This is a genomic window from Marinobacter sp. HL-58 (genome assembly GCF_001314605.1).
GTDB lineage: Bacteria > Pseudomonadota > Gammaproteobacteria > Pseudomonadales > Oleiphilaceae > Marinobacter.
This window is the reverse complement of sequence record NZ_LIHP01000010.1, coordinates 176400-202206: the sequence shown is the minus strand read 5'-3', so window position 1 is coordinate 202206 and position 25807 is coordinate 176400. Positions and strand designations below refer to the sequence as shown.

Annotated in this window: 26 protein-coding genes; 16 read left to right on the top strand and 10 right to left on the bottom strand. The window is 58.0% G+C overall.

The annotated features are described in order from the left end of the window. Positions 1-24: 24 nt before the first annotated feature. Positions 25-189 carry a hypothetical protein gene (locus tag HLUCCO03_RS08135; protein ID WP_197025686.1) on the bottom strand — a complete coding sequence of 55 codons (165 nt, stop codon included), beginning with the start codon at positions 187-189 and terminating at the stop codon, positions 25-27. 114 nt (positions 190-303) lie between these two features. After that, positions 304-1299: a GlxA family transcriptional regulator gene (locus HLUCCO03_RS08130; RefSeq protein ID WP_027832805.1), complete on the bottom strand. Its 996-nt coding sequence runs from the start codon at positions 1297-1299 to the stop codon at positions 304-306. A gap of 237 nt (positions 1300-1536) precedes the next feature. On the opposite strand from HLUCCO03_RS08130, the gene HLUCCO03_RS08125 reads away from it, so the two are divergent. From HLUCCO03_RS08125 to HLUCCO03_RS08100, 6 genes are all read left to right on the top strand, one after another. Next, complete coding sequence (locus tag HLUCCO03_RS08125; protein ID WP_027832804.1) at positions 1537-3339, top strand: acyl-CoA dehydrogenase; 1803 nt, start codon at positions 1537-1539, stop codon at positions 3337-3339. Positions 3340-3454: 115 nt separating this feature from the next. Further along, positions 3455-3715, top strand: coding sequence for a hypothetical protein (locus HLUCCO03_RS08120; protein WP_027832803.1), 261 nt, complete (start codon positions 3455-3457; stop codon positions 3713-3715). 133 nt (positions 3716-3848) lie between these two features. Beyond that, complete coding sequence (locus HLUCCO03_RS08115; protein WP_027832802.1) at positions 3849-4151, top strand: hypothetical protein; 303 nt, start codon at positions 3849-3851, stop codon at positions 4149-4151. A 189-nt stretch (positions 4152-4340) separates the two neighbouring features. Next, positions 4341-6371: a PhoX family phosphatase gene (locus HLUCCO03_RS08110; RefSeq protein ID WP_027832801.1), complete on the top strand. Its 2031-nt coding sequence runs from the start codon at positions 4341-4343 to the stop codon at positions 6369-6371. 216 nt (positions 6372-6587) lie between these two features. Further along, positions 6588-8228: a methyl-accepting chemotaxis protein gene (locus tag HLUCCO03_RS08105; protein WP_027832800.1), complete on the top strand. Its 1641-nt coding sequence runs from the start codon at positions 6588-6590 to the stop codon at positions 8226-8228. Between the two features lie 65 nt (positions 8229-8293). Beyond that, positions 8294-8659, top strand: coding sequence for a membrane protein (locus HLUCCO03_RS08100; RefSeq protein ID WP_027832799.1), 366 nt, complete (start codon positions 8294-8296; stop codon positions 8657-8659). Positions 8660-8677: 18 nt separating this feature from the next. Here the strand turns inward: HLUCCO03_RS08100 and HLUCCO03_RS08095 are convergent, their stop codons facing one another. From HLUCCO03_RS08095 to HLUCCO03_RS08085, 3 genes are all read right to left on the bottom strand, one after another. Continuing rightward, entirely contained in the window at positions 8678-8812 is a 135-nt protein-coding gene (locus HLUCCO03_RS08095; RefSeq protein WP_292016657.1) for a hypothetical protein, read from the bottom strand. Next, a complete protein-coding gene (locus tag HLUCCO03_RS08090; protein ID WP_155939970.1) occupies positions 8809-9102 on the bottom strand; it encodes a DUF6316 family protein in 294 nt (97 codons plus the stop codon). The genes HLUCCO03_RS08095 and HLUCCO03_RS08090 overlap by 4 nt, the downstream gene beginning before the upstream one ends. Positions 9103-9261: 159 nt before the next feature. Continuing rightward, entirely contained in the window at positions 9262-10575 is a 1314-nt protein-coding gene (locus tag HLUCCO03_RS08085; protein WP_292016656.1) for an MFS transporter, read from the bottom strand. 151 nt (positions 10576-10726) lie between these two features. Between HLUCCO03_RS08085 and HLUCCO03_RS08080 the strand changes: the two genes are divergently transcribed. Next, positions 10727-11569, top strand: coding sequence for a 23S rRNA (adenine(2030)-N(6))-methyltransferase RlmJ (locus HLUCCO03_RS08080; protein ID WP_027832797.1), 843 nt, complete (start codon positions 10727-10729; stop codon positions 11567-11569). A 22-nt stretch (positions 11570-11591) separates the two neighbouring features. On the opposite strand, the gene dctP is transcribed toward HLUCCO03_RS08080, so the two are convergent. Both dctP and HLUCCO03_RS08070 read right to left on the bottom strand, forming a co-directional pair. Then, positions 11592-12671 (bottom strand): TRAP transporter substrate-binding protein DctP, encoded by a 1080-nt coding sequence (dctP, locus tag HLUCCO03_RS08075; RefSeq protein WP_027832796.1) that lies wholly within the window; start codon positions 12669-12671, stop codon positions 11592-11594. Positions 12672-12814: 143 nt separating this feature from the next. After that, a complete protein-coding gene (locus tag HLUCCO03_RS08070; RefSeq protein ID WP_027832795.1) occupies positions 12815-13213 on the bottom strand; it encodes a DUF4168 domain-containing protein in 399 nt (132 codons plus the stop codon). Positions 13214-13433: 220 nt separating this feature from the next. Here HLUCCO03_RS08070 and HLUCCO03_RS08065 point away from each other — a divergent pair, with 220 nt between their 5' ends. Genes HLUCCO03_RS08065 through HLUCCO03_RS08050 form a run of 4 tightly spaced genes read left to right on the top strand, consistent with a single transcriptional unit; the run spans position 13434 to position 17502 of the window. After that, positions 13434-14936, top strand: a complete 1503-nt coding sequence (locus tag HLUCCO03_RS08065; protein WP_292016655.1) for an ATP-binding protein — start codon at positions 13434-13436, stop codon at positions 14934-14936. Beyond that, positions 14926-16311, top strand: a complete 1386-nt coding sequence (locus HLUCCO03_RS08060) for a sigma-54 dependent transcriptional regulator (RefSeq protein ID WP_027832794.1) — start codon at positions 14926-14928, stop codon at positions 16309-16311. Before HLUCCO03_RS08065 ends, HLUCCO03_RS08060 begins: the two co-directional genes overlap by 11 nt. Continuing rightward, on the top strand, positions 16304-17209 hold the full coding sequence (locus tag HLUCCO03_RS08055) for a DMT family transporter (protein ID WP_027832793.1): 906 nt from the start codon (positions 16304-16306) through the stop codon (positions 17207-17209). The genes HLUCCO03_RS08060 and HLUCCO03_RS08055 overlap by 8 nt, the downstream gene beginning before the upstream one ends. Next, positions 17206-17502, top strand: coding sequence for a GIY-YIG nuclease family protein (locus HLUCCO03_RS08050; RefSeq protein WP_027832792.1), 297 nt, complete (start codon positions 17206-17208; stop codon positions 17500-17502). Before HLUCCO03_RS08055 ends, HLUCCO03_RS08050 begins: the two co-directional genes overlap by 4 nt. 22 nt (positions 17503-17524) lie before the next feature. On the opposite strand, the gene HLUCCO03_RS08045 is transcribed toward HLUCCO03_RS08050, so the two are convergent. Further along, a complete protein-coding gene (locus HLUCCO03_RS08045) occupies positions 17525-18418 on the bottom strand; it encodes an alpha/beta hydrolase (RefSeq protein ID WP_027832791.1) in 894 nt (297 codons plus the stop codon). A 179-nt stretch (positions 18419-18597) separates the two neighbouring features. Here HLUCCO03_RS08045 and HLUCCO03_RS08040 point away from each other — a divergent pair, with 179 nt between their 5' ends. From HLUCCO03_RS08040 to HLUCCO03_RS08030, 3 genes are all read left to right on the top strand, one after another. Next, on the top strand, positions 18598-19617 hold the full coding sequence (locus HLUCCO03_RS08040) for an alpha/beta hydrolase (RefSeq protein ID WP_051603906.1): 1020 nt from the start codon (positions 18598-18600) through the stop codon (positions 19615-19617). Positions 19618-19680: 63 nt separating this feature from the next. Then, complete coding sequence (locus HLUCCO03_RS08035) at positions 19681-20337, top strand: OmpA family protein (RefSeq protein ID WP_027832790.1); 657 nt, start codon at positions 19681-19683, stop codon at positions 20335-20337. 286 nt (positions 20338-20623) lie between these two features. Continuing rightward, positions 20624-21886 (top strand): S8 family peptidase, encoded by a 1263-nt coding sequence (locus tag HLUCCO03_RS08030; RefSeq protein ID WP_051603905.1) that lies wholly within the window; start codon positions 20624-20626, stop codon positions 21884-21886. A 47-nt stretch (positions 21887-21933) separates the two neighbouring features. On the opposite strand, the gene HLUCCO03_RS08025 is transcribed toward HLUCCO03_RS08030, so the two are convergent. Next, positions 21934-22218, bottom strand: a complete 285-nt coding sequence (locus HLUCCO03_RS08025; protein ID WP_027832789.1) for a hypothetical protein — start codon at positions 22216-22218, stop codon at positions 21934-21936. A gap of 196 nt (positions 22219-22414) precedes the next feature. Beyond that, positions 22415-23644 carry a phosphoglycerate dehydrogenase gene (gene serA, locus HLUCCO03_RS08020; RefSeq protein ID WP_027832788.1) on the bottom strand — a complete coding sequence of 410 codons (1230 nt, stop codon included), beginning with the start codon at positions 23642-23644 and terminating at the stop codon, positions 22415-22417. A 180-nt stretch (positions 23645-23824) separates the two neighbouring features. Between serA and HLUCCO03_RS08015 the strand changes: the two genes are divergently transcribed. Both HLUCCO03_RS08015 and HLUCCO03_RS08010 read left to right on the top strand, forming a co-directional pair. Then, positions 23825-25228 carry an FAD-binding oxidoreductase gene (locus tag HLUCCO03_RS08015; protein ID WP_027832787.1) on the top strand — a complete coding sequence of 468 codons (1404 nt, stop codon included), beginning with the start codon at positions 23825-23827 and terminating at the stop codon, positions 25226-25228. Between the two features lie 41 nt (positions 25229-25269). Beyond that, positions 25270-25776, top strand: coding sequence for a DUF2244 domain-containing protein (locus HLUCCO03_RS08010; protein WP_027832786.1), 507 nt, complete (start codon positions 25270-25272; stop codon positions 25774-25776). Positions 25777-25807: the final 31 nt, after the last annotated feature.

The window sequence follows — 25807 nt, the reverse complement described above, 5'->3', positions numbered from 1 at the left end:
TGCCGTTACGGTTGCCGACTGCCCTTATCGAATGGCTTTCAGGGCCTGGCTGATGGCATCGGCCTCGGCTGAGAGTACCCGGTAACGCAGGCTGTCTGCCTGCTGGCTGGCCTGCAGCAGCTGTTTCTGCTTCATGTCATAGAGGCGGCTGAGCAGATCGGATTGCTGGTTTCTTTGTAGTGCTGTCATGGTATTGCCCTCCGCGGGAAATAACCTGTGTCGATATTCTTTACGTTTGGCCCCGGCTCATGGCCTTGTATTGATAACCAAGCATAACCCGGGCCAATCTGCTGCGTCGGTGCGCTAGCGACCAAACCGGGCCCGGTAAACCCCCGGTGCCACGCCGGTATGTTTCCGGAACAGTCGGCTGAACGAACTGACATCCTCATAACCCACCAATCGGGTCACCTCTTCCACCGCCAGACGGGAATTCTCCAGGTGCTGACGGGCCGCCTCGATTCGCAGAATCTGCAGGTAGCCCGTTGGCGTATCCCCGGTTGCCGCCTTGAACCGGCGAATCAGGGAACGCTCCGTCAATCCCGCCAGCCTGGCAAGCCCTTGCAGTGTCACCGGTTCGGTATAGTTCGCATCCAGCCAGTCCTGCAGCTTCAGAATCGCCGCATCGGAGTGGTACCTCCTGGCCTGAAGCGCCCCATAGGGCGCCTGACTCGTCCGCCCGGCATCAATCACAAACGCCTTCGCCAACTCCCGCGCCATCTGGGCCCCGGCATAACGCTCCACCAGGTAAACCCCCAGATCCCACCAGGCCATGCCACCACCGGCACAGGCAATATGCCCGTCCACCGTAATCAACTTGTCGGGCTGCAGATCCACCGCCGGAAAACGCTCCCGGAACTGATTGCTGAACCCCCAGTGAGTCGTCGCCTGCCGGCCGTTCAGCAAACCTGCCTCGGCCAGCAGAAACGCCCCGGTACAGTTACTGGCCACCCGAACCTGACCGGACGATGCATCACGAAACCCACCGAGCCATTCCACCAGGCCAGGATTGGCTTCCAGTACCCGGGCAATCGGAGCCCCAATGGTCGGCACAATCACCAGATCCGCCTGAGAACTGCCGGCAGGGTAGTCTTGCCAGTCGCCGTCCGCAAGCAGGGTCATACCGTTAATACACCGGCACGGCCTGCCGCCATGGGTCAAAAGCCGGGTTGTAAACTCCTGCTCCGGCGGCAAATCATTAATCCGCGCCCAGGTCACACCTGCCAGACGGAACAGATCAACAATGCCGGTAATCGCGCTAGCAAGCGCCCCATCAAACCCGATAACAGAAACCGTTCGCATGCTTGCTCCGATGTAGGGTAATTGCGGGGGAAGGTTGTCCGGGACTGTCGGCAGCAGGGATGCTGCCGTCAAGCTTACATGGACGTATTAACAGCGTGTCCCGGACAACCTTCCCCCGTGATTGCCCGGCCGCCTGGAATCGAAGCATGGCGATATCGGCCATGATTATGTCATTAACGCCGGTTCCAACAAAAACAACCGTATGAGAGGCTATACGCCATAAACAGGAGACCAGACATGACCGACACCCTGATCGACCGCCGCGACCTGGCGTTCCAACTCTACGAAGTACTCGACACCGAAAGCCTCAGCCAGCGCGAGCGCTTCAGCGAACACAGCCGCGACACCTTCGACGCCGTCATCGAAACCGCCGACAAGATCGCCCGGGACAAATTCGCCACCCACAACAGCGCCGCCGACAAGGACGAGCCAAAATTCGTCAACGGCCAGGTGGAAATGCTGCCCCAGGTCAAGGAAGCCTTCGACGCCTACGCCGACGCAGGCTTCATCGCCGGCCGCTATGATTACGAGCTGGGTGGCATGCAGTTACCGGAATCCGTCATGGCCGCCTGCAACGGCTTCTTCACCGCCGCCAACCCGGGCACCGCCGGCTACCCGTTCCTGACCACCGCCGCCGCCAACCTGATCCGCGTATTCGGCAACGACCAGCAGAAAAACACTTTCCTGCCCCATATGCTCAGCGGCCGCTTCAGCGGCACCATGGCGCTCACCGAGCCCCATGCCGGCTCCTCCCTGGCAGATATTCGCACGTCCGCTTCACCGACGGATGAAGGTCATTACCTGATCAAGGGCGCCAAGATCTACATCTCCGGCGGCGAGCAGTCCATCACCGAAAACATCGTTCACATGGTTCTGGCCAAGATAAAGGGCGCACCGGCTGGCGTGAAGGGTATCTCCCTGTTCATCGTGCCCAAGTTCATTGTTGATGAAGACGGCAACCCCAGGGAGCGCAACGGCGTCAACCTGGCGGGCCTGATCCACAAGCTGGGCTACCGCGGTACCACCTCCACCGCGCTCAGTTTTGGTGATGACGCCCCCTGCCATGGCTACCTGGTAGGCGAGCCCCATCAGGGCCTGAAATACATGTTCCAGATGATGAACGAAGCCCGGGTAGGCGTAGGCTTTGGCGCCGCCGTGATCGGTTACCGTGGCTACATGCACAGCCTGGAGTACGCGAAAAACCGCCTGCAGGGCCGCAAGCCCTCGGAAAAGAACCCGGAAGCACCCCAGGTACCCATCATCGAGCACGCGGACGTACGCCGCATGCTGCTGGCCCAGAAGGCCTACAGCGAAGGTGGCCTGGCGCTGTGCCTGTATGGCGCCCGCCTGATGGACGACCAACACACCCATCCGGACGAGCAGAAGCGGCTGGAAGCCGGAAAATTACTGGACCTGCTGACCCCGGTCATCAAGGCCTGGCCGTCGGAGTTCGGCCCGAAGGCCAACGATCTGGCCATCCAGGTTTATGGTGGCGCCGGTTACACGCGGGAATACCCGGTGGAACAATGCTGGCGGGATAACCGGCTCAACCCCATCCACGAAGGTACCAATGGCATTCAGGCACTGGACCTGCTGGGGCGCAAAATCTGGCAGGACCAGAGCCATGGCCTGCAATTACTGATGCAGGAAATGCAGGTGGACCTGGAAGCCGCCACCACCGAGCGCTGCCAGCAGTGGGCCCTGTCCCTGAGTGAAACCCTGCAGCAGGCGGTGAAAGTGACCCAGAGCCTGGGCAAGTCCCTGATGTCGGAAGATCCCGACCGGGTTCTGGCCAATGCCTCATGCTATCTGCACCTGTTCGGTCACATCATCGTGTCCTGGATGTGGCTGCGTCAGGCCAATGCGGCCGCCAAGTCACTGGGCTCGGCCAACAGTGATGACGAGCGCAGCTTCTACCAGGGCAAACTGCAGGCTGCCCAGTACTTTTTCCACTGGGAGTTGCCCACGGTGGCCCAGGATCTGGTACTGCTGAGGAATCAGGACGACACCTGTATGAATATGAAGCCGGAGTGGTTCTGATACTGGCAGACTGACCCAATCTGAACCAGACTGTATGGCATGCCCCGGTTCCCCGCTGAAATTGGCGCCGCCGGGGCATTTTCCGTGTTGTCCTTATCCACAGGGAAAGTCTGCCATGACGTCGGGAAACGCCTCTAATGCCTACCAGCCGGTACGGTGTGAAATTCACCGTATGCTCCGGGAATACCTGACGTCTGCCCGGCTTGCGGAAATTGTCTATCGTGACGACGCCGGCCAGATCCAGACCACCCACGACATCATCCGTGATCTGTTCAGCCGGGCGGGTCAGGAGTTCGTTTTCCTGGGTCGCGGACACATGGTCAGGCTGGACCATGTTCTGACGCTCGATGGTACGGCGGTGGCTTCTACGAATTGATTCTCTCAGGTTATTGCTTTTCCTAACTTATTGTCATCGCTAACAAAAACGTAATCAGAAGGTAATTGTGCCGGCTTGGCCATGGCCGTAGACTTCCCGCTGTTGTTTCACACGCCAACAAAGGGACATGGATATGAACAAGTTGACACTGAGCGCACTGGCATTGCTGATGACGCTGGGCCTCGCTGCTTGTAGTCAGGACGACAACGAAGGTGCAGATCTCGAGGAAGCCGGTGATAACGTCGAAGACATGGCGGACGATGCTGGCGATGCGGCCGAGGAAACCTATGAGGACGCCACCGGCCAGAATGACAGCGCCTGGGATGAAACCAAGGATGCGGCTGAAGATGCTGGCGAGGAAACCGGCGAAGCATTGGAAGAAGCCGGTGAAGAAACCGGGGAAGCTGCCGAAGAGGCGGGCGACTCCATGCAGTAAGGTCACCCGGCTGCTTTCAAAGCCGCATCTGGCCGAATATAAAGAGCCTGCCCCTTGGGGAGCGGGCTTTTTTATTGTTTGTAAAGAAAGCTTAAAGAAACTGCCTCCTGAATGTCCGCATCCTGTCACTCATGCCACCGACAATAAGCTCTCGGATATACCCATCAACTACCCGAGAGAGACAGGACCATGGCCAAGCATGATCTGGATCCGAACTATCTGGATCCCAATTACGAACCGGTTGTAAACCACTCTGGCAACGCTTCCTTTGCCCATGTGCTGCAGGCACGGATGCAGCGACGCACGCTGATGAAAGGAAGTGTTGGTGCAGCCCTGGCCAGCGTCATGGGGATGGGTATTGCTGGCTGTTCCTTCACTGATGATAGCGATGACAGCAGAACGGGCGGCGGGGCCCAGTCGGGTACGGAGCTCGGATTCAAGCCGGTTGCGGTTTCCAACGAAAACCGTGTTGTGGTTCCGGAAGGTTATTCGGCCCGAAGCTTCGTCCCCTGGGGAACTCCCATCACCGGAAATCATCCGGAATACCGGTCTGACGGTACTAACACCGGCGCTGATCAGGAAAGCCAGGTTGGCATGCATCATGATGGTGTGCACTTTTTCCCGATTGACCAGAAAACCGGGGGCAACAGCTCCACGGAAGGCCTGCTTGTGATGAACCATGAGTACATCAACCAGAGCGCATTGCATGCCAATGGCCCGACGAAACCCGCTGATAACGATGGTGTTCGGCCGGTAGACGAAGTCCGTAAGGAAATCGCCGCGCACGGTGTTTCCGTGATTCACATCAGGCGTGCCACCGACGGAACATGGGATATTGTGTCTCGAAGTCCGTTCAACCGACGAATCACTGGTAATACCGAAATGGATATTCGTGGTCCGGTGCGTGGCTATAGCAAGCTGGCGACTGCTTTCAGTCCGAGTGGTACCGAAACCCGCGGTACCCTGAATAATTGTGCGATGGGCCCGACACCATGGGGCACCTACCTGGCGGCAGAGGAGAACTGGCATGGTTACTTTGCAACTTCCGATACCGAGCGCCCCCGTGAATACGTGCGCCATGGAGTAACTGACAGCTCTCGCTATGACTGGGAGCTGGCTGATACAGACGCCGACGAATACATGCGCTTCAACGTTTCAACCATTGGTGCTTCTGCAACCGATGATTATCGGAACGAAGCGAATACCTATGGCTATATGGTTGAGATAGATCCTTTCACTCCCGAGAGCAAGCCTCAGAAGCGGACTGCTCTGGGGCGTTTCGGCCATGAGGGTGTCATCTTTGCGCCTGCCCGAGAAGGTGAACCGGTGGTGTGCTACTCCGGTGATGATGCTCGCTTTGAGTACATTTATAAATTTGTATCTTCCAGGCCCTACAATGCCGCAACGGCCGGTGGCTATCTGTTGGATGAGGGTACGCTGTATGTGGCCCGCTTCAACGACGACGGTTCGGGTGACTGGCTGGCACTGGATCTGGAGAATGCAGACTTTGCTGGCAAGGTTGCCGCAGCTGAGGGCACCATGGTGGGCGAAATCCGGTTTGACGGATTCGAGAACCAGGCCGACGTTCTGGTAAATACCCGCCTGGCCGCCGATATTGCCGGTGCTACCACGATGGATCGCCCGGAGTGGGGTGCTGTTGATCCGAAAACCGGCGATGTCTACTTTACGCTGACCAATAACAGTAATCGTGGCAAGGAAGGCTATGACGATGTAAATGCCGCCAACCCGATCGTTGAAAATGCCACCGGCCATATCATTCGCTGGGCGGAAGCCGGAGGTGACCATGCAGCGACCAGTTTCGAGTGGGACATATTCGTATTCGCCGGCGAGCAGGGGACAGAAACCGTCGTTGACGGAGAAGCGGCCGTCACGCTGGACGATACCAATATCTTCAACAGCCCGGACGGCCTCTGGTTTGACTACAACGGACGCCTCTGGATTCAGACTGATGGTAGCTGGGCACCACCGTACCAGAACAACATGATGCTGGCCGCCAACCCGGTCACCCGTGAAATCAAGCGGTTCTTTGTCGGGCCCCGGAATTGCGAAGTGACAGGTGTTGTGACTACGCCAGATGTAAAAACCATGTTTGTGAATATCCAGCATCCCCGGGGGAACTGGCCAGACCCCTCCGAGGATCGTCCCCGTGATGCGACAGTCATTGTCACCCGCGACGACGGGGGCGTTATCGGCGCCTGACAGCCCGGGAAAGCCAGGCTGACCTGCCACGCAATCCGGAGTCCTCCGCCTGGGAGGCTGCGGGTTGCGTTTTTTTGTTTCAGATTTGTAGCAACCTGCCGAAAAACAATCAGTGATCAACTAAAGTAGCAGTTATTAATACAGATCAATTCATTACTCTCTCGAGTGATATTCAATAAAGATGTATTCACGAATAATGATAATAAAGAGGTGGCTATGGGGTTTCTCAGTCGACCTGTTGTATTTGTGGGGGTGTCGGTCGCGGTTATTGCAGCCATCGTGGCCGTTCTGGTGGCGCCGTTGACTGGGCTGGATGCGTCGTCTGTGCTGGCGGGCCTGGTTCTCGGGTTGGTCATCGCAACTGCTTATCTGGTTCTGCGGGTGTTGGAACCGGTAGAGCGTTCGGTGAAACAGCTCAATGCCGGTGAGTTGTCTGATGACAGCCCTTTGGGCAAACAGTGTGCGGGCCTTCTTGCCGAGGCTAAAGCCGGGCGCGCTCTGATCGAGGCTCTGTCGGGCAGTGCCGACAAGAGTGCCATTTCCGCCGCTCAGGTATCTTATGCCGCCGACCAGTTGAAGATTCGTCTGGATCGCCAGGTCACTGAAACCGCGCAGATGGCGGATTATGCCGGGCAGATTACGGAAAGTGTCCGTGAATCCGCCCAGCAGGCCACCGATGCCGCCACCATGGCCCTGCAGAATCGTCAGGTAAGTACGGAAGGACGTGAGGCGCTGACCTCCGCAATTGCCAGCGTGCGGGCCGTGCACGAGCAGTCCAGTGAGAACCTGAGGCTGATCCAGGAACTGAATGAGAAGTCCAACAAGATCCAGGGGGTGACCACCACCATCCAGGGTATTGCCGAGCAAACCAATCTGCTGGCCCTGAACGCGGCCATAGAAGCTGCCCGTGCAGGTGACCAGGGTCGCGGGTTTGCAGTGGTTGCTGATGAGGTCAGACAACTGGCCGGCCGGACCGCGCAGGCAACCGGTGAAGTTGCCGAAACGCTTCAGGAAATAAGGTCTGATACGTCACTGATCGTTTCAAGAATTGAGGATCTTGCCAAAAGCGTCGAGGCCGGCCTGGAATCGGTTGAGAGTGTTGGTGAGCGTCTGGACCAGATACGCGATCAATCGGACCGGGTCCAGCAGCAAGTGGCCCGAATCGCCGAGATTGACCAGAACAACGAACAGAGCCTGCAGCAGGTGTCTGGCGCTATAGAAACGGTTCGCGACCAGATCACGGAGAGTGACTCCAGTGTCGCTTCCCTGGCCCAGCAGGCGGCAACCCTGATGGAGCTTGCGGAAGAGGCCAATGCTGCCTTCGCCCTCAATAGCGATGAAAGTTATCATCGCGCCTTTTTTGACCAGGCCCGGCAGGGGGCAGACCGGATTGGCAAGATCTTCGAGCAGGCGGTGCGTGACGGCCAGTTGTCAGAGGCCGCTCTCTTCGACAAGAAAAGAGAGCCGATACCGAATACCAATCCCCAGAAATACTCCAGCAGTTTCGACCGCTTTACCGACCAGCAACTGCCTGCGGTGCAGGAAGCCGTCAAGTCAGCTCATCCGGCGATGGTATATGCAATTGCGATAGCGCCCGACGGCTATGTGCCGACCCATAACCGGGACTTTGCCCATGCCCCGACCGGTGACCCGGACGTTGACCTGCTCAAGAGCCGCAGCAAGCGCCTGTTCAACGACCGCACCGGCGCCCGCTGTGGCAGCCATACCCAGGCTATGCTGTTGCAGACGTATCGCCGGGACACCGGGGAAATCATGCACGATCTGTCTGTGCCCATTTATGTGAATGGCAAACACTGGGGCGGTTTCCGGCTGGGTTACAAGCCCGACAGCCACTGACGTCTCGCCGCTATCAGGCCCGGTTGCTGTGATAGACTTTCCATACGCAGCAAAAGGAGAAACCCTTGTCCGAGCCTGAATACATTCCTGCCGATGAAGATCCCCTGGCCCGCCGCGCGGAGCCGGGCCGCAATCTGGCTGTGCTGGTTTATATCCTGCAGGCACTGTCATTTTTTGTTGGCGGTATAACCGGCCTTGTCGGCGTTATCATCAACTACGTCAAGCTTGATGACATCCGGAACACCTGGATAGAACCGCATTTCCACTGGCAGATCCGCACCTTCTGGATCGGTCTGCTGTGGACTGTTATTGGTATCGTAACCACGCCCCTGATCATCGGGTGGTTTGTGTTGCTGGGGATTTCCATCTGGATCATCTACCGCATTGTCAAAGGGGCGCTGGCCCTGAACGACGGAAAAGCGCCGCTCTAGGGCAGAACTGGTGTGGGCTCAGAGAACGCTGACGTAGCTCAGGAAAGACAGGCTCGCGGCAAGGAAAACGAACGTGAGTACCACCCGGGCACGGCGATGGGGTGGCACCAGACTGTTGTGGTGAACCGTTTCGGGTTCCTGCCTGCCCGTCATGATGCCGCCAGCATCAGTGAGTGCCGGAGAATTCTGGCCTCCACGCACAGGCCGCAATTGGTTCTCGTGCACTGATCCGCGTCATGGAGATGCATCCGTTGCGGGGTTCCCGGAGTGCGGGGGTTAATGCCCCGGTAGACCTTGATGTGCCGGCTTAAGGCCCGGGAAGCTCTTTCCGCAGTGTCGAAGGGGCCGAGGTCGGACTGTTCACGGGTCAGTGCATACCAACCGTATAGCGTATGAATCAATCTGTCCTGGTGTTCACTGGGTATTGGTGTGTCTGCTCGCATTGGTCTGCCTCTGTTTGTAGCGACTGCGCAGTGGAACGACACGTCCCTGTTTTATCCCGATACCAGGTTCCGTGGTGAAGGTTATGACACTTCACGTAAGGTGCACCAATTTGGTTCCAACTGCATTGCTTTTTGTGACGGAGGTCCCAGACGCGGGGGTCAATCTGAAGTCACCTCCTGCAGTCGCAATGCGCTGACCATGCCAGCGAGCCCCATAAGGCCCAATACAATAATCACCGCCACGTCGGATATCATGGAGATCAGTGCCGTGAGGCCGCCGGTAACCAGCAGCAGGACGCCGATGATGGTGTTGCTGACTGCGGTATAGTCGGTTCGTTTGTTGCCACCGGCCATATCCACCAGATAGGTTTTCCTGCCCAGCCGGACACCGGCGTGGGCAATACTCAGAACGAAGAATGCAACCGGGTAGAACCAGATCCCGCCCGTGTCGCTGCCGCCGATCATTGCAGTAGCACCGACCAGCAGGCATACACCGCTGGCCATGGCCGCGCCCCGGATCATGACGTTGCGGCTGGATGTGTCGGCCATCCAGCCCCATACGCTGGCGCTGACCGAACTGGCCAGGCTGCTCGCCAGCAAAAAGACCCCCAGAAGCCATCCACTGTCGGTGCTTTTTTGCGCCAGCACCACAAAATAGGGTGACGCCAGGGCAGAACACAGCAACAACGCACGGGTAATCACGAAATGCCGGAACGGCGGATCATCCCGTAGCAGTGACAGACTTTTGACCGCTTCCCCGAGGGCATTACCCCCACCACCGGTTTCGCCCGCCTGCTCGTCCACGGACGCAAAAAGCAGACCTGCGATTACCCAGAGGGCGGCGGCCAGCGAGAGCAGCAAGGTGTAAAAGAGCAGGCTGGGGTCCCCGCGGTCCCAGAACAGCAGGACGGTCAATGCAACGGTCGCTGATCCGCCAATGGTGGAGGCCAGACCAGAAAGGCGGCCCCGGCGTGTTTTGGGAATGCATTTTCCCTGTACGTCTTTCATGGACACGGAGCAGAACCCCCGCGCCAGGGAAAACAGTATCAGTGCCGCCACCACGCCTGTTCCGGCGGCGTAACCTTCCAGAAACCAGACGCTTGCAGCCATGGCCATCACGCTGAGGGCCTGGCCAAAGCTGCCCAGGGTCCAGAACCATTTGCGCACTGGCTTTCGCCTCATCCAGGCTCCGATCAACAGTTGCGGAATCATTGAGCCGGATTCGCGGATGGGTACCAGCCAGGCGACCAGAGCCGGTGCGCCGATGGCGCTCAGCAGCCAGGCCAGGACGGTTTTCGGGCTGATCAGAAGGTCACCCAGTTTGGTCAGCACGTTGCTGGCCAGGATCAGGAAAAAGTTGCGGGGAACTTCACGGCAGGCTTCCTCCGGAATATCCGTGCAGATCCGGGCATCTTCTTCGTTGGCAATCAGGCTGTACAGGCGGTCGGCGGTACTGTGTTTCGGGTTTGGCAAATCCGTGTCCTCAGGGCAGGCAGGGCTCAAGGATATCAGTCAGGACCCGGTTCTGAAATCCTCGCATTTTCATGTCCCTGCAGGTGACAGGCGCTTGCCTGTCCTGTTTCACTGGTGCCTAATACCTTTCCGCCAATCCGGAGCCCTGATGATGCTGAGTTACCTCCATGCCTTTCACGCCGGCAATTTCGCAGACGTTCAGAAACATGCAGCGTTGGTACTGGCCCTGCGAATGATGCAGGCCAAATCCTCGGGCATCGCCTGCTTTGATACCCACGCCGGCAGTGCCAGTTACAATCTGCTTGGAGACCGGGCACTGAAAACCGGTGAGGCGCAGTCCGGTATTCAGAGAGTCTGGCAGTGCAGGGAGCAACTGCAGTCAAGTGACTGGCAGGTGTTAATGGATGAGCTGGCATCCGGGGCCGGTGCTGGCGGCACGCTGGAGCGTTACCCCGGGTCGCCACACTGGTTTTACCGGTTCCTGCGGGAGCAGGACAGCCTGACCGCTTTCGAGCTGCATCCGGCGGAGGGGGAAACCCTGGGTCGGTGGGGCGCTGGCCGGTCCGGCGTGAGAGTCTGCCAGGAGGACGGTCTGAAAGGGTTATTGCGTTTTTTGCCGCCCAGGCAACCGAGGCTTCTGGTGCTGACGGACCCCTCCTATGAGGTGAAAAGCGAGTATGAAGACGTGGCCGACACCCTGGTGAAGGCATGGCAGAAGTGCAGGCACGGGGTTTTCCTGGTCTGGTATCCGGTACTGGCGGGAAGGCCTCACGAGCGGCTCAAAAATGCATTATCGGAAAGCCCGATCCGCAAGGTGCTGTGTCACGAGATCATGCTTGAACGGCCTCCGGAACGGGGTATGTCCGGTTCCGGAATACTGGTGGTCAACCCGCCCTGGGGGTTCGATAGCAGGCTCACAGCAATGATGGACGCGGTATCCTCCAGTTCCTGTCTCGGCACAACCGCGGCGATGGATTGGCTGGTCCCTGAATAGAACGCAATAGCCGGAGAGTCAGCTAGCTGTCCGGAGTTTCAGATTCCGCCTCGTCAACCATCTCCATGAGCTGCTCAAGAATTGCTTCTCCCCGTTCGCCGGCCGTGCGGGCATAGGTTTCGCGAACTGGCAGGCTGGCTTCGCGGAACTGCTCGCGCTCTTCTTCCGACAGTTCGACAATACGGGTGTTGCTGTTTTCCATAATGGTTTCAAGGCGCCTGGCATTCAGTTCCGCCTGCACCTCGTAGGCAAGGGGTGTCACTTCGTCCAGTGCTTCTTCCAGCCAGCGTTTCTGGTCGTCAGGGAGGGCCTCAAACCATTCCCTGTTGGAAACGACCGAAGTGACAAACTGGGCGGGCCTTGCGAAGGTCATGGTGTTCTGGACTTCGTAGAATCCCATCTCTTCAATGGCAAATACCGGATTTGCCTGCCCGTCAATACGGCGTAGTTGCAGGTCGCTGTAGACCTGGGAATAAGGTGTAGGGGTGGGGGTGGCCCCGTAGGCCTTGTACGCTTCAGCGGCAATCTCCGACGTCATGGTGCGGATGGCGAGCCCGTTGAAATCCGCAGGTGTTCTCAGGGGTTTATTGGCCGTCCATACCATCCAGCCCTCGGGAACGAAACCGAGTAGTTGAAGGCCATTTTCAGCGTAGGGCTCGGTGAACACTTGCATCAGTTCATCACTGGCCAGGATGTCGCGGTTTACGTCCTCGTTGTCGGATAGCAGGAAGTGGAGGGTGAATACACCGGTTTCAGGGATGAGGTCGGCCAGGTGCCCGGGGGATGCAAAAGCCAGGTGTACCGAGCCTTCCCGTGCCAGGTCGGTCAGTTGAATGGAGGTTCCGATAGACCCGTAAGGGAAAATGTCGATCAGGATATTGCCGTCTGAAATACTCTCGATGCGTTCTTTCAGTTCTTCCGCATACCGGTGCTGGACGCTGCCTTCGATTTCTTCCAGGGCGAACCGCCAGGTAACAGGGTAGGTGGGCCGTTCGCTGTCATCGTCGCTGGTGCTGGTTGGGGACGGGCTTTCCGAGCAGCCTGCCAATAGCAGGATAACCATTGCAAACAATGGGGATCGCCAATGGCAAAGGTGTCGCATTTCCTGTCTCCGGCTGTTGTGAGCTGATCCTCGTAGGAAAGGTACCACAATACGCCGGCGTATTGGCCTGCAGCGTTTACCCGGCCATAACAAAAAGACCCCGCATGAGCGGGGCCAGAAACGACACGATCGCAGGGTGTCGTTTACATCAGTGCGTCAATACGATCCCGTACTTCCGGCTCGCTGTTGTAAGCGGTTGCGATAGAGTTGTAGGTCGGAATATCCATACCGGCGTCCTCAATCACGGTAACCATCTCGTCGTTGGCTTCCATCTGCAGTTCCTGGGCCTCTTGCTGGGAATCGGCAGCCTCGATTTTCTCCATGTACTTGTCACGGATTTCGTTAATGCCTTCCTGGGCTTCTACGAACTGCTTCAGTTCCTCGTCAGAAAAGTTGGTGTCCTGGGAACCTGAAGTTGCCTGGTCGCTGTAGTCCTCTTCGGTGTCAGCTGATTCCTGGTTTTGCTGGCTTTCCTGGGCAAGCACGGGGCTGGTAGCAAGCAGGGCCAGGGATGCGGTCAGTGAAACGAGAAGCTTGTTCATGAATTTCTCCTGTTCTTGTAGGTCGTCACCTGCTTTCTTCACAGGCTCGTTTGTCCAACGCTCGTCAGGTACTTTCAAACCCTGTGCCAACTCTTTACAAGCTGATTAAGCACATAAAAACCAGTAGGTTACATATTCTTCCCAGTTACCGGTGTGTAATATTTGTTGTGGCGAAATGCCACATGTGGCATACCTGTGTGACACTTTGGCGGAGATCATTATGAAAAGGCCGGTGCTCAACGCCCGTGAAATGTTTCGTTCATTACGCCTGACCCTTCTGCTGAGCATTGTTGTCCCGCTTATGGTGTTCAGTGGGGTCGCTATTTATCTGGGACTGGGCGCGGTTGAGGAAAACCTCAATGACCGCCTGAGGGAAGACCTGGAGCTGGTGGCCCGGGCTGTCAGTGGGCCCCTTTCACAGGCCATGTCCGATGGTGATGAAATCGTGATGGGTGAGTCACTGAAGTCCATATTCAGGATCGGCCGCGTATTCGGCGCATCTGTATTTGATGAAGATGGCCGTCAGGTTGCCAGCCTGGGCGTGGCCGATACCGATGTTACCCGCAGTGTCAGTGCCGAGCGGGTGATTTCCAGTGGTGAACTGGATGGCGCTTTTCGCCAGGTTGACGGGGTTTCTGTTTTCTCTCAGTTCACACCGCTGTTTGCAGCCGACGGCCGGATTCAGGGCCTGCTTCAGGTGACCCGTAAACGCAGTGATTTTCATGAACTGGTAGCGTCCAGCCGAATCTGGGCCGTGGGCATCTGGTCAGTGGTGTCTCTGATGGTGATTCTGGTTGTGGTGCTCGGCCACTATGGCGCGGTCGGGCGCCATGTGAGCCGGCTGCTGGAAATCATGGAGCGGATGGCCCCCGGGCACTGGCGGGTCGATGAGGAGCCGGCCGGCCCCCGTGAGCTTCGGCAGATCCATGAAGGCCTGCGTGATATGGGCGAGCGCATGATGCATGCGGAAACGGAAATCAGAGAGAGTGTGGAGCGCGAACGGGAGCTCGCTGAACAGCTGGAATACCAGGAAAAGGTTGCCATGATCGGCCGAGTTGCGGGTGGCGTCGCCCATGAACTGGGTGCACCACTGAGTGTTATCCAGGGCCGTGCCAACATATTGGGGCGGGGTGATCTGGCCGAAGGCGAAAGGCGGCATCTGAAGGATATTGAACATCAGGTTGAGCGCATGACGCTTATTATCCAGCAGTTACTGGACTGTTTCCGGCATGTGCCCGATTCCCGCCGCAAGACGAACCTGGCGGCAACTGCCCGGGAGTTACTTGACCGCATCCGTGAAGAACCCCGATGCCAGGGCGTGGAGATCCGCTCCGAGATTCCCTTCAGCGAGGCCTACATACTGGCAGAGCCAACACGTCTGGAAATGGCCTGCCTGAATATCATCCGTAATGCCTGCCAGGCAGCCCGCTCGGTGGTGACTGTCACACTTGCAGACCATGACGGCCTTTGGGAACTGCGGGTGGACGACGACGGGCCAGGGGTTGATGAAGCCATGCGTGAGCGAATCTTCGAACCCTTCTACAGCACCCGCGCCGCAGGTGAAGGCACCGGCCTGGGACTGGCCGTTGTGGGCAGCGTTCTCAAGGAGCATAGCGGCCGGATAGAAGTAGGTTCCAGTCCGGAGGGTGGATGCAGGATGTCCACGCTCTGGCCGGCTTTCGAACAGAATGACAACCGCGAGGAGGTCAGTCATGACCAGTAAATCGTCCTCTATCCTGTTGGTGGAAGATGATGCCAGCCTGCGAACCCTGCTGGCGGAGGAACTCGAAGTGGATGGTTACCGGGTAAGCTGCGCGGGAACGGCGGATGAAGGGGCCAGGCTTGCCCTGGGTAGCGGGCCTGACCTGATCGTTTCTGATCTCCGGCTTCCGGATGGTGACGGGCTTTCAATCCTGCGGCAACTTCAGTCTGAGGGGCAGTCGGTTCCTTTTATCATCATTACCGCGTTCGGTACTGTTGACCAGGCGGTGGAAGCCCTCAAGGCCGGCGCAGATGACTTCCTCACCAAGCCACTTTCCACCGATCACCTGAGATTGAAGATAAAACGCCTGCTGGCCCATGCGGCCATTACCAGCGAACTGGCCCGCTATAAATCACAGGCAACCGACGACACGTCAATGGGGCTGGTGGGTGAGAGCCGGGCCATCATACAACTGAGGAATGAAATCAAGCAGGTGGCCAGAAGCCATGCGGCGGTTCTGATCAGTGGCGAAAGCGGCACCGGCAAGGAGCTCGTTGCCCGCGCAATTCACCGCGAAAGTGACCGCCGTGACCGGCCGTTTATCCCGGTAAATTGTGCGGGCATTCCCCAGGAGTTGATGGAAAGTGAGTTCTTCGGCCATGAAGCGGGTGCTTTCACCGGCGCGAAGTCTGCCCGTCCGGGGCTTTTTGCAGAGGCCGACGGAGGCACGCTGCTATTGGACGAAATCGGGGAAATGCCCCTGGCGCTGCAGGCGAAGTTATTGCGGGTGTTGCAGGAAGGCACTATCAAGCCCGTGGGAGCTGACCAGGAAGAGAAGGTGGATGTCCGTATTATTGCGGCAACCCACCAGGACCTGATCAAGGCTGTAGAGCAGGGGAATTTCCGGGAGGATCTGTACTACCGACTGGAGACCCTGACATTGGTGGTGCCTCCCCTGAGGGAGCGTGGAGACGACGTGGATCTTCTCGCCATGCATTTCCTGAGGGATTCGGCGAAACGGCACAACCGGGGGTTCCTGCAGTTGAGTGAGGTGGCCTCGCAGATCCTGGCTGACTACCCCTTCCCCGGTAATGTGCGGGAGCTGGGCAGTGCCATCGAGCGGGCTGTCACCTTCTGCGATGGCGATTTGATTCTTCCCGAGCACCTGCCGGCCCGAATCCGCAAGCGCCAGACCGACACCCCGGAAGCAAGGCCCGGGCTGCCGGCGGGCAATCTTGCGGACTGGCCCACCCTGGAACAGGTCCAGCAGGATTATGTCGGGCGCGTGATCAATGCCGTGGATGGCAACAAGCGCCGGGCTGCCCAGATACTGGGCGTTAATCGCCGGACTCTTTATCGCTGGCTGGACAGTGAAAAGGACGAGGCCAATGACTGACCAGAAACAGGCCATGCTGTATGGCCTGGGGACGGTGCTGTTGTGGTCCACGGTTGCTACGGCTTTCAAACTGTCCCTGCGGGAGCTGACACCGATACAGATGCTGGTGGTGGCCTGTTCCGCCTCGGTGCTGGTGATGGCCCTGGTGCTTGTGATCCAGGGGCGCTGGCATATGGTGTTCCAGCTCAGCAGGCGCCAGTACCTGCAGTCCATCGGCATGGGGCTGATCAATCCCTGCCTCTATTATTTCCTGCTGTTTGGCGCCTTTGACCGCCTGCCCGCGCAGGAGGCGCAGCCCCTTAACTACACCTGGGCACTGGTACTGGCCTACCTGTCAGTGCCCTTTCTGGGGCAGCGGTTAAGGCGTGCGGATATTATTGCCGGGCTGGTCTGTTACAGCGGCGTGGTGGTGATTGCGACCCGGGGCGATGTTCTGTCGCTGACGTTTTCCGACCCGCTCGGGGTGGCGTTTGCGATTGGCAGCACGCTGGTGTGGGCGTCCTACTGGATCATTGCCACGCGGGATACCCGCGATCCGGTGGTGGGGCTGTTTCTGAATTTCCTGTGTGGCCTGCCGGTGATTGTGGTTGCCTGTGCCCTGACGGCGGGTTTCGATATCAGTCCGGGCACCGGGCTTAGTGCCGCTGTCTATGTGGGTGTGTTTGAGATGGGCATCGCTTTTGTTCTGTGGTCCTACGCCATGAAAAAGGCCGAGAATACCTCCCGGGTAAGCAATCTGATCTTCATCTCCCCGTTCCTGTCCCTGGTGTTCATCTATTTTATCCTTGGCGAAACCATATTGCCTTCCACCTACATCGGCCTGGTACTGATTGTGGCGGGATTGTGGATTCAACAGCACAAAGCGAGGGAGAAAATGGTGAGGGCATCGTCAGTATGAGCCAATGGTTTGTCTATATGGTGCGCACAGCCGGGGGAGCGCTTTATACGGGGATAACAACGGACGTGGCCCGTCGTTTCTCCGAACATCAGGCCGGTGCCCCGAAGGGAGCCAGAAGCCTGCGGGGAAAGGGGCCCCTTGAGCTGGTCTTTTCTGCCCCTGCCCTGAACCGGGCGACCGCCTCGAAACTGGAGTATCAGATCAAGCGCTGGCCACGCAGGCACAAAGAGGCGTTGGTCAGTGGCGAGCTACCCCTGCCGGACCCGGCAGGGGAGATGGATCCCGGACAATAAAAGGCTGTGCAACGGCTCTGTATCAGGAGGGGAAATGCCGGCGAATAAACTGTCCGGCGGTTTCGAGCGCCTCCGTGGCCCTGCCCAGTTGCCCCGCATGGACCTGGAATACATGCCAGAGGCTGTTATAGATTTCCAGCCGGGCATCAACGCTGTCCCGGCTGGCGGCATTCGCAAGGCGTTGGGCGTCATTCAGCAGGATTTCCTGGCTGCCGGCCTGAATCAGCAGGGGGGGCAGGCCGGAAAGGTCTCCGTAAACCGGCGATATATAGGGATTGGACACAGGCTCACTGCCGCAATAGAGCCGGGCGGCTTTATCGATCCAGCTGCGCTGCAGTACCGGTTCGCATTCAGGAGAATACAGTTGGGCATTGGAGAGATCCGTCCAGGGGGACATGACCATCAGCGATGAGGGCAGGGGTAATCCTTTGTCCCGCAGGCGCATTGCAAGTGCAACAGCCAGCCCGCCGCCGGCAGAGTCGCCGGCGAGGCTGAGTGTTTCCGGTGGATGCCCTTCATCCAGCAGAGCAAGATAGACGGTTTCCGCGTCGTCCAGTGCAGCCGGGTAAGGGTTTTCCGGAGCCAGGCGGTAGTCCGGGACGATGACCATGGCACCGCTGGCTTTCGCCAGGTGCCCGGTGATTCCCCGGTGGGTTCGCGGCGAACCGATGATGTAACCACCACCATGGAAATACAGTACTACCCCGTGCGGGCTGTCGCTGTGACATACACGGGTCATGGCGAGCCCTTCTGCCGTGAAGTCTTCAAAGCGGGTTCCCCGTGGCGGGATGGAGGTCAGATAGGCCTTGCTCACCAGACGACGCTGAATGCCCACCGGAACAGCGGGGTGCAGGAGCGGCCGAACCAGTCGGGTCATGGTCTGGCGCAGTCCGGTTTCCAGGGCGGCTTGTATCATTATCTACTCCGGGGCTGGGTTGACCTGGATAACATAGGCGGATAGAACCGTGACGGCAATAGCCTGGGTGACGAGCCTTTAACGGCCTAAAAAGCGCCATGGTGTGCTAACCTAACGGCATGGCCGTTTTCGGCTACCGTGCCATTCTGTACCTATTGATGACAGGCGTTTAACTCTACGTGTACTGGAAAACAGATACCATAGAAATTCCGGACTGGAACCGGGCCTCACTGCTTGAAAGGCTGGAGCCATTCGATCCTGAGCGCCGGGAACCGCTGGCCGAGGATATGGTTGCCTATTGCCGATTCTACGGGCTGGATCTGTGGGTGGAACACCCGGATGTTGCCTACCATCAGGGCTACGTTGTGGCGGACAGGCACCAGGTGATGGTGCATTATTTCAGGCTGCCTGAAAGGCAACGGCCCAAGGGCACGGTGTTTATCCTGCATGGTTACTTCGATCATGTTGGCCTTTACAGTCAGTTGATCGACCGTTGCCTGGGAGCGGGGTTTGATGTTCTGGCCTACGACCAGCCCGGCCACGGACTGTCCAGTGGAACGCCGGCGGCGATTGGCAGTTTCCTGGAGTATCAGGCGGTGCTGACAGATGTAATGGCCAGGGTCAGGGGCAAGGTCAGGGCGCCGTGGTATGCGGTGGGCCAGAGCACCGGGGGTGCGATTCTGATTGATTACCTGCTGAGCAATCACCACAACCCCGAGACATCCGACTTCCGGCGGGTGGTGTTGCTGGCTCCTTTGATACGGCCCATGGGCTGGCTGGGTGCCAAGATTCTCCACAGTCTGGTCAAGCCGTTTGTATCACGGTGGGCCCGGGTGTTTGCTGCCAACAGCGGGAATTCACGGTTTCTGACGTTTCTGAAGGAACACGATCCGCTTCAGGCAAGGGCTGTCCACGTAGACTGGGTGTCGGCGCTGAGGCAGTGGGTGCCACACATCGAGTCTGCCCGTCCGGTTGATTTCCCGATTACCGTGGTGCAGGGAGAAAAAGACCTGACGGTCGACTGGCAGCATAATCTGCGGATTATCCGAAATAAATTTGCCGCCGTTGAGGAACTCCGGATACCGGACGGACGTCATCACTTGGTAAATGAAGCCCAGGATTTGCAGGCAACGGTATTCAATACCATTGTGGATACCTTTGAAGGCGACCATGACAGCTTCCTTTCGGAAGCCTGTTAGTAACAACACAGAGCGGAAATGTGCCGCTATCAGAAATACCCTGGAATGACTCTGGAGAATGCCGTGAAAAAAACAATTGTTGCTTTTGCTGTCGCCACTGTTGGTTTGGGCGGCTGTATGACATACGACCCGTACACCGGGGAAGAAAAGACCTCTAGCGCCACCAAGGGCAGCATCATTGGAGCCATCGGTGGTGCGGCTGTTGGCGCGGCTACTTCCAGCAAGAGCGACCGGGGCAAGGGTGCGCTTATTGGTGCTGCTTCCGGCGCTGCAGTGGGTGGCGGTATCGGCTATTACATGGACAAGCAGGAAGCCGAGCTGCGTCGCAAGCTTGAAGGCTCTGGTGTTCGTGTGGTGCGTAACGGTGACGAGATTGAGCTGGTCATGCCGGGCAACATCACCTTTGATGTGAACGAGTCCACCATCAAACCTTCTTTCAGTGACACCCTGGAGTCGGTGGCGCTTGTACTGAAAGAGTACGACAAAACCATCATCCAGATTGAAGGCCACACCGACAGCACCGGTTCCCGTGACTATAACCAGTTGCTGAGTGAGCGCCGTGCCTCGTCTGTGCGTGACTTCCTGCTGAACCAGGGCATCGAGTCCGGGCGAACCCGTGCTACCGGCTATGGGCCCCGTTACCCCGTTGCCTCCAACGATACATCGTCTGGTCGTGAGCAGAACCGCCGCGTCGAGCTGACGCTGGTTCCCATGGAGTAACAGCCCCGCCTCACTCTCTGGTGGCTCCGGGTGATCATCCAGTCCGGGGCCACACCTGTCGTTTCCGACTCCTTTCTGCCGTTCCTTCCCGATATTACAAGTCATCCATAAAGATCGGATTGGCCCCTTCTGACCTGATTTGATGCCCCTTTCATGGAACCGTGTACCGGGCAACCCCGTGGGGAGGGTCTGAGGCTCCTTGCTGTCCGTTCCCGGTGGGTCTCGGTTCCGAAAACAAGCAAATGGAGGACGTGCTTTGACAACAAGAATCACAGCAACAATTGGTATGACTGTCTGTTTTCTTGCCGCTGCCCCGGCCCTGGCAGATCTGCTGAATGACGGCAGTCTGACGGATTCTGAGGAATCATCGGATAACACGCTTCAGCCCGGAGACAGCCTGCCCGGGCGCTATATTCTGACCCTCGATGCGGCCATTCCCGACATGCTTGGGCTGGCTGATCTGCAGGCAAGTGTTGAGTCCCTTCTGGTTGCCGTTGGCGGCGGAGAAGTCCTGCATCTTTACCGTACCGCCATGACCGGAGCGGCTGTCACCATGACAGAGCAACAGGCGACGTTACTGTCCTCGTTACCGGGTGTTCTGGCGGTCGAGCCCGACCAGATGGTGGCCGCCAGCGCCGAAACCCAGGATGGCGCAACCTGGGGGCTGGACCGGATCGATCAGGCTGCCTTGCCGCTGGATGAGCAGTACAGCTATCCGGCATCGGCCGGTAACGGTGTCAGTGTTTACATTATCGACACCGGGTTGCGGGATACCCATGATGAGTTTGCCGGGCGAGTGATCGAAGGCCGCAATTTTGCCGTCAACGATGCCGGCTTGCTGGGCCTGGGCGGTCTGCCGTTGATTGGCCCGATCGTCAATATAGGCGGCGACACTGATCCGGAAGATACAACGGACTGCAATGGCCATGGCACTCACGTGGCCAGCACGGCCGCAGGAACCGTCTATGGGGTGGCAAAAAGTGCATCGGTTTCCGCGGTCCGGGTTCTGGACTGTTCCGGTGCCGGCTCGAACGCGGATGTTATCGCAGGTGTGGATTGGGTGGCGGAAAACCATCAGGCACCGGCCGTGGCGAACATGTCCCTGGGTGGTGGAAACTCCGATGCCCTGGACAACGCGGTACGTGGTGCCATTGAGCAGGGTGTGACCTTCGTGGTGGCAGCGGGCAACAGCGATGCCGACGCCTGCTCCGGTTCCCCGAACCGGGTCGAGCCGGCAATCACGGTAGGAAGCACCAACCGGGAAGACCAGCGGTCGTCGTTTTCAAACCATGGAGAGTGCCTGGATCTCTTCGCTCCGGGGTCAGATATAACGGCCGCCTGGTACCAGGAAGACGATGAAGTGAACACCATCAGCGGTACTTCCATGGCGTCGCCCCACGTGGCCGGAGGTGCTGCTATCTTGCTCGGTGCCGAGCCCGGGCTCTCCCCGGCGGCAGTGGATACCCGGCTGGAAGACTTCGCGACCCGGAATGTACTGGACGATATCCGGGAAGGTTCGCCCAACATTCTGCTGAGAGTGCCCCAGTAACGTCATAAGGCCGGAGCGTCAGTGCTCCGGCCTCTCGTTCCGGCTGCTCAGTTTTTACCTCCTGGCAACCACTCCTCAATTCTGGCTTTCAGGTCTCTCAGTTGATCCTCCCCTGAATCCCGGATTTCCGAGATTTTCCTGCGTGCCTCTTCTACCCTGTCTTCAAGAGCCTGAATGCGTTCGGAGAACTCTTTCTGGATCTCGGCTTCTGCCTGTTCATCCCTGGCTTTCGCCATCTTCTCTTCAGCATCAGCCTGCAGGCTTTCGATCTGTTTGCTCCAGTATTCGGTCTGGGTCTCCAGTTTTTTCTGCAATGATTCCTTCAGTGACATGGGATGCTCCTCGAAGTGACTATTTGATGTGATTGCAAAGCCTTCACATGAATCATGGCTGCAACTGGTGACATCTCAAGGGCAAACGTGGGAAAAGCACGTTAACAGGGTGTCATCTCCGGGAGTTGGCCCGATCCGCCATAAAAAAAGCCGGGGCTGTCGGCCCCGGCTTTCAGGATGCTCATGTACCTGTGAATCAGAACAGGACCCGGCAGCGGATGGTGCCTTTCACTTTCAGGAGTTTCTCCAGAGCCAGTTCGCCGTACTCCTTGTCTACATCAATGACCACGTAACCAATGTTCTCCGTGGTCTGCAGGTACTGGCCACAGACGTTGATGCCGTTATCCGAGAACACCTGGTTGATTTCAGACATCACGCCAGGCACGTTCTCATGGATGTGCAGCAATCGGTGCTGGTTCGGATGCGAGGGCAGGGCCACTTCCGGGAAGTTGACAGAGGACACGGAGGTGCCGTTGTCACTGTACATGGCCAGTTTTTCCGCCACTTCGCGGCCGATATTTTCCTGAGCTTCAATGGTGGAACCACCCACGTGGGGCGTGAGGATAACGTTGTCGAACTCCCGCAGTGGCGAGATAAACTCCTCGTCGTTGGACTTGGGCTCCACCGGGAAAACGTCAATGGCAGCGCCCAGGAGCTTGCCGCTGCGCAGGGAATCCGCCAGGGCATCAATGTCGACGACCGTGCCCCGTGAGGCGTTCATCAGGATGCTGCCCGGCTTCATCTGGGCGAACTGCTCGGCCTTGAACATGTACTTGGTGGCCGGCGTTTCCGGTACGTGCAGGCTGATCACGTCGCAGGTGTTCAGAAGTTCCTGCAGCGTGCCCACCTGGGTGGCGTTGCCGATGGACAGCTTCGACACCACATCGTAGAAATACACGTCCATGCCCAGGCCTTCGGCCAACACACTGAACTGGGTGCCGATGTTGCCGTAACCGATGATGCCCAGCTTCTTGCCACGGATTTCATAGCTGTCCTTGGCGGACTTCAGCCACTCACCACGGTGAGCCTTGGCATTCTTCTCGGGCACACCGCGCAGCAGAAGAATGGCCTGGGCAAGAACCAGTTCCGCCACACTGCGCGTATTGGAGAAGGGCGCGTTAAAAACGGCGATGCCACGACGGGTTGCCGCCTGAAGATCGACCTGGTTGGTGCCAATGCAGAAACAGCCCACCGCCACCAGTTTCTGGGCAGCGTCGAACACTTTCTCTGTGAGCTGGGTACGGGAACGAATGCCCACGAAGTGAGCGTCGGTGATTTTCTCGATCAGCTCTTCTTCGGCCAGCGAATGAGTCAGGTATTCAATGTTTGTATAACCTGCCGCATTGAGTGTATCAATGGCGGACTGATGCACGCCTTCCAGCAGCAGGATGCGGATTTTGCTCTTTTCAAGAGACGTATTTGACATGGGCTTGCTTCCGAACCTTTCGTCACATGAAATGACCCGTGAACGCCGCTATTGGCGGGCGGGCTCACAGAACAGGGGCGGTATGATACCATAAACGCAGATTTTCACAGCGCGTCAGGTTACCTGAATCAACTCTTTCCGCGGACGCCCTGACTAACCCTTTGCGAGACCGGACTATCCATGAACCCTGAACAGATTGTTGCCTCCCTCAAGGCCCTGATGGAAGCGGGCCAGACCCCCGGAAAAGTGCTGACTGACCCGGCCGACCTGGAAAACTACGGCAAGGACTGGACAAAGATTTACCCACCAAAGCCGATGGCCATTGTTCTGCCCAAAACCACGGAGCAGGTGCAGGCACTGGTGAAGTTCGCCAACGAGAACCAGGTGGCTCTGGTGCCTTCCGGTGGCCGCACAGGTCTGAGCGCCGGTGCCGTGGCCGCCAATGGCGAGGTCGTTGTCGCCTTCGACAATATGAACCAGATCCTGGAGTTCAGCGCCAGTGACCGCACCGTGCGGTGCCAGGCCGGCGTGGTTACCGAACAGCTGCAGAATTTTGCCGAGGAAAACGGCCTGTATTACCCGGTGGATTTCGCATCGGCGGGTTCCAGCCAGTTGGGAGGCAACCTGTCCACCAACGCGGGCGGCATCAAGGTGATCCGCTACGGCATGAGCCGTGACTGGGTTGCCGGCCTGAAAGTGGTTACCGGCAAGGGGGATATTCTTGATCTGAACAAGGATCTGGAAAAGAACAACACCGGTTACGACCTGCGGCATCTGTTTATCGGTGCGGAAGGCACACTCGGTTTCATCACCGAAGCGACCATGAAGCTGTCCCGCAAGCCGGACAACCTGACCGTGCTGGTGCTGGGCCTGAATGACCTGACCAACACCATGGATGTGCTGCAGACCTTCCAGAAACAGATCGATCTCACCGCCTACGAGTTCTTCTCCCATCAGGCCATGGGGCATGTGCTGGCCCACGGCCAGGTGCAGGCGCCGTTTGAGACGGAAGCGCCATACTATGCGTTGCTGGAGTTCGAAGCCGTGTCCGACCAGGTGATGGACGATGCCATGACCCTGTTCGAACAGTGCGTGGAGAACGGATGGGTACTCGATGGCGTGATCAGCCAGAGTGAAACCCAGGCGAACAACCTGTGGCAACTGCGTGAACGTATCTCCGAGTCCATTGCGCCACGGACGCCGTATAAGAACGATATCTCTGTGGTGGTTTCCAAGGTGCCGGGATTCCTGCAGGAAATCGACGCGGTGGTGATCGAGCACTATCCGGATTTCGAGATTATCTGGTTTGGTCACATTGGCGACGGCAATCTGCACCTGAATATCCTCAAGCCGGAAGACATGGCGAAAGAGGATTTCTTTGAGAAATGCCAAAAGGTGAACAAGTGGGTTTTCGAGATTGTCCAACGCTATGAGGGCAGCGTATCGGCCGAACATGGCGTTGGCATGACCAAGAAGCCGTATCTGGAGTACACCCGCAGCGCAGCTGAAATTGCCTATCTGAGAGGCATCAAACAGGTCTTCGATCCCAACCGGGTGATGAACCCCGGCAAGATATTTGACTGAAAGGGCTCGAGAGGTGCGGGTGGTTCCCGGGAGCAACCGACATGGTGGAAAAGCTTTCCGAATGTGAAGGTGACAGTTTTCTCCTGACCCCCAACCGCTCCATGAGCTGGAAGGGCAATATCCGCATCTGGCTGGCAGCCCTGTGTCTTTCCCTGGCAATTTCCATCGGCATGCTCCTGATCGGGGCATGGCCGGTGTTGCCGTTCGCCGGGCTTGAGCTGACGGCCCTGGCCGCCGCCTTCTATTACACCTCACGCAAATGCCAGAAACGGGAGGTGCTTACCTTTGCCCCGGACCTGATCCGTCTCGAAAAAGGCATGATCCGCAAGGAAAGCGAGTGGGAGCTGCCCCGCCAGTATACCCGGGTATGGCAGGACGTGCCCCGCCATCCCTGGACGCCTCCCAAGCTGCACCTGCAGTTCCGTGGGGAAGAAATTTCCCTGGCACCCTTTCTCAATATGGATGACACCGAGGAACTGGTTGCTATCCTTGAGAAACACGGGCTCAGAATCGAAAAACGGCGCAGGCCGGAAAAGCTCTGGTTCTGACCAGCCCACAGAGTCATACACCTGAAGAAAG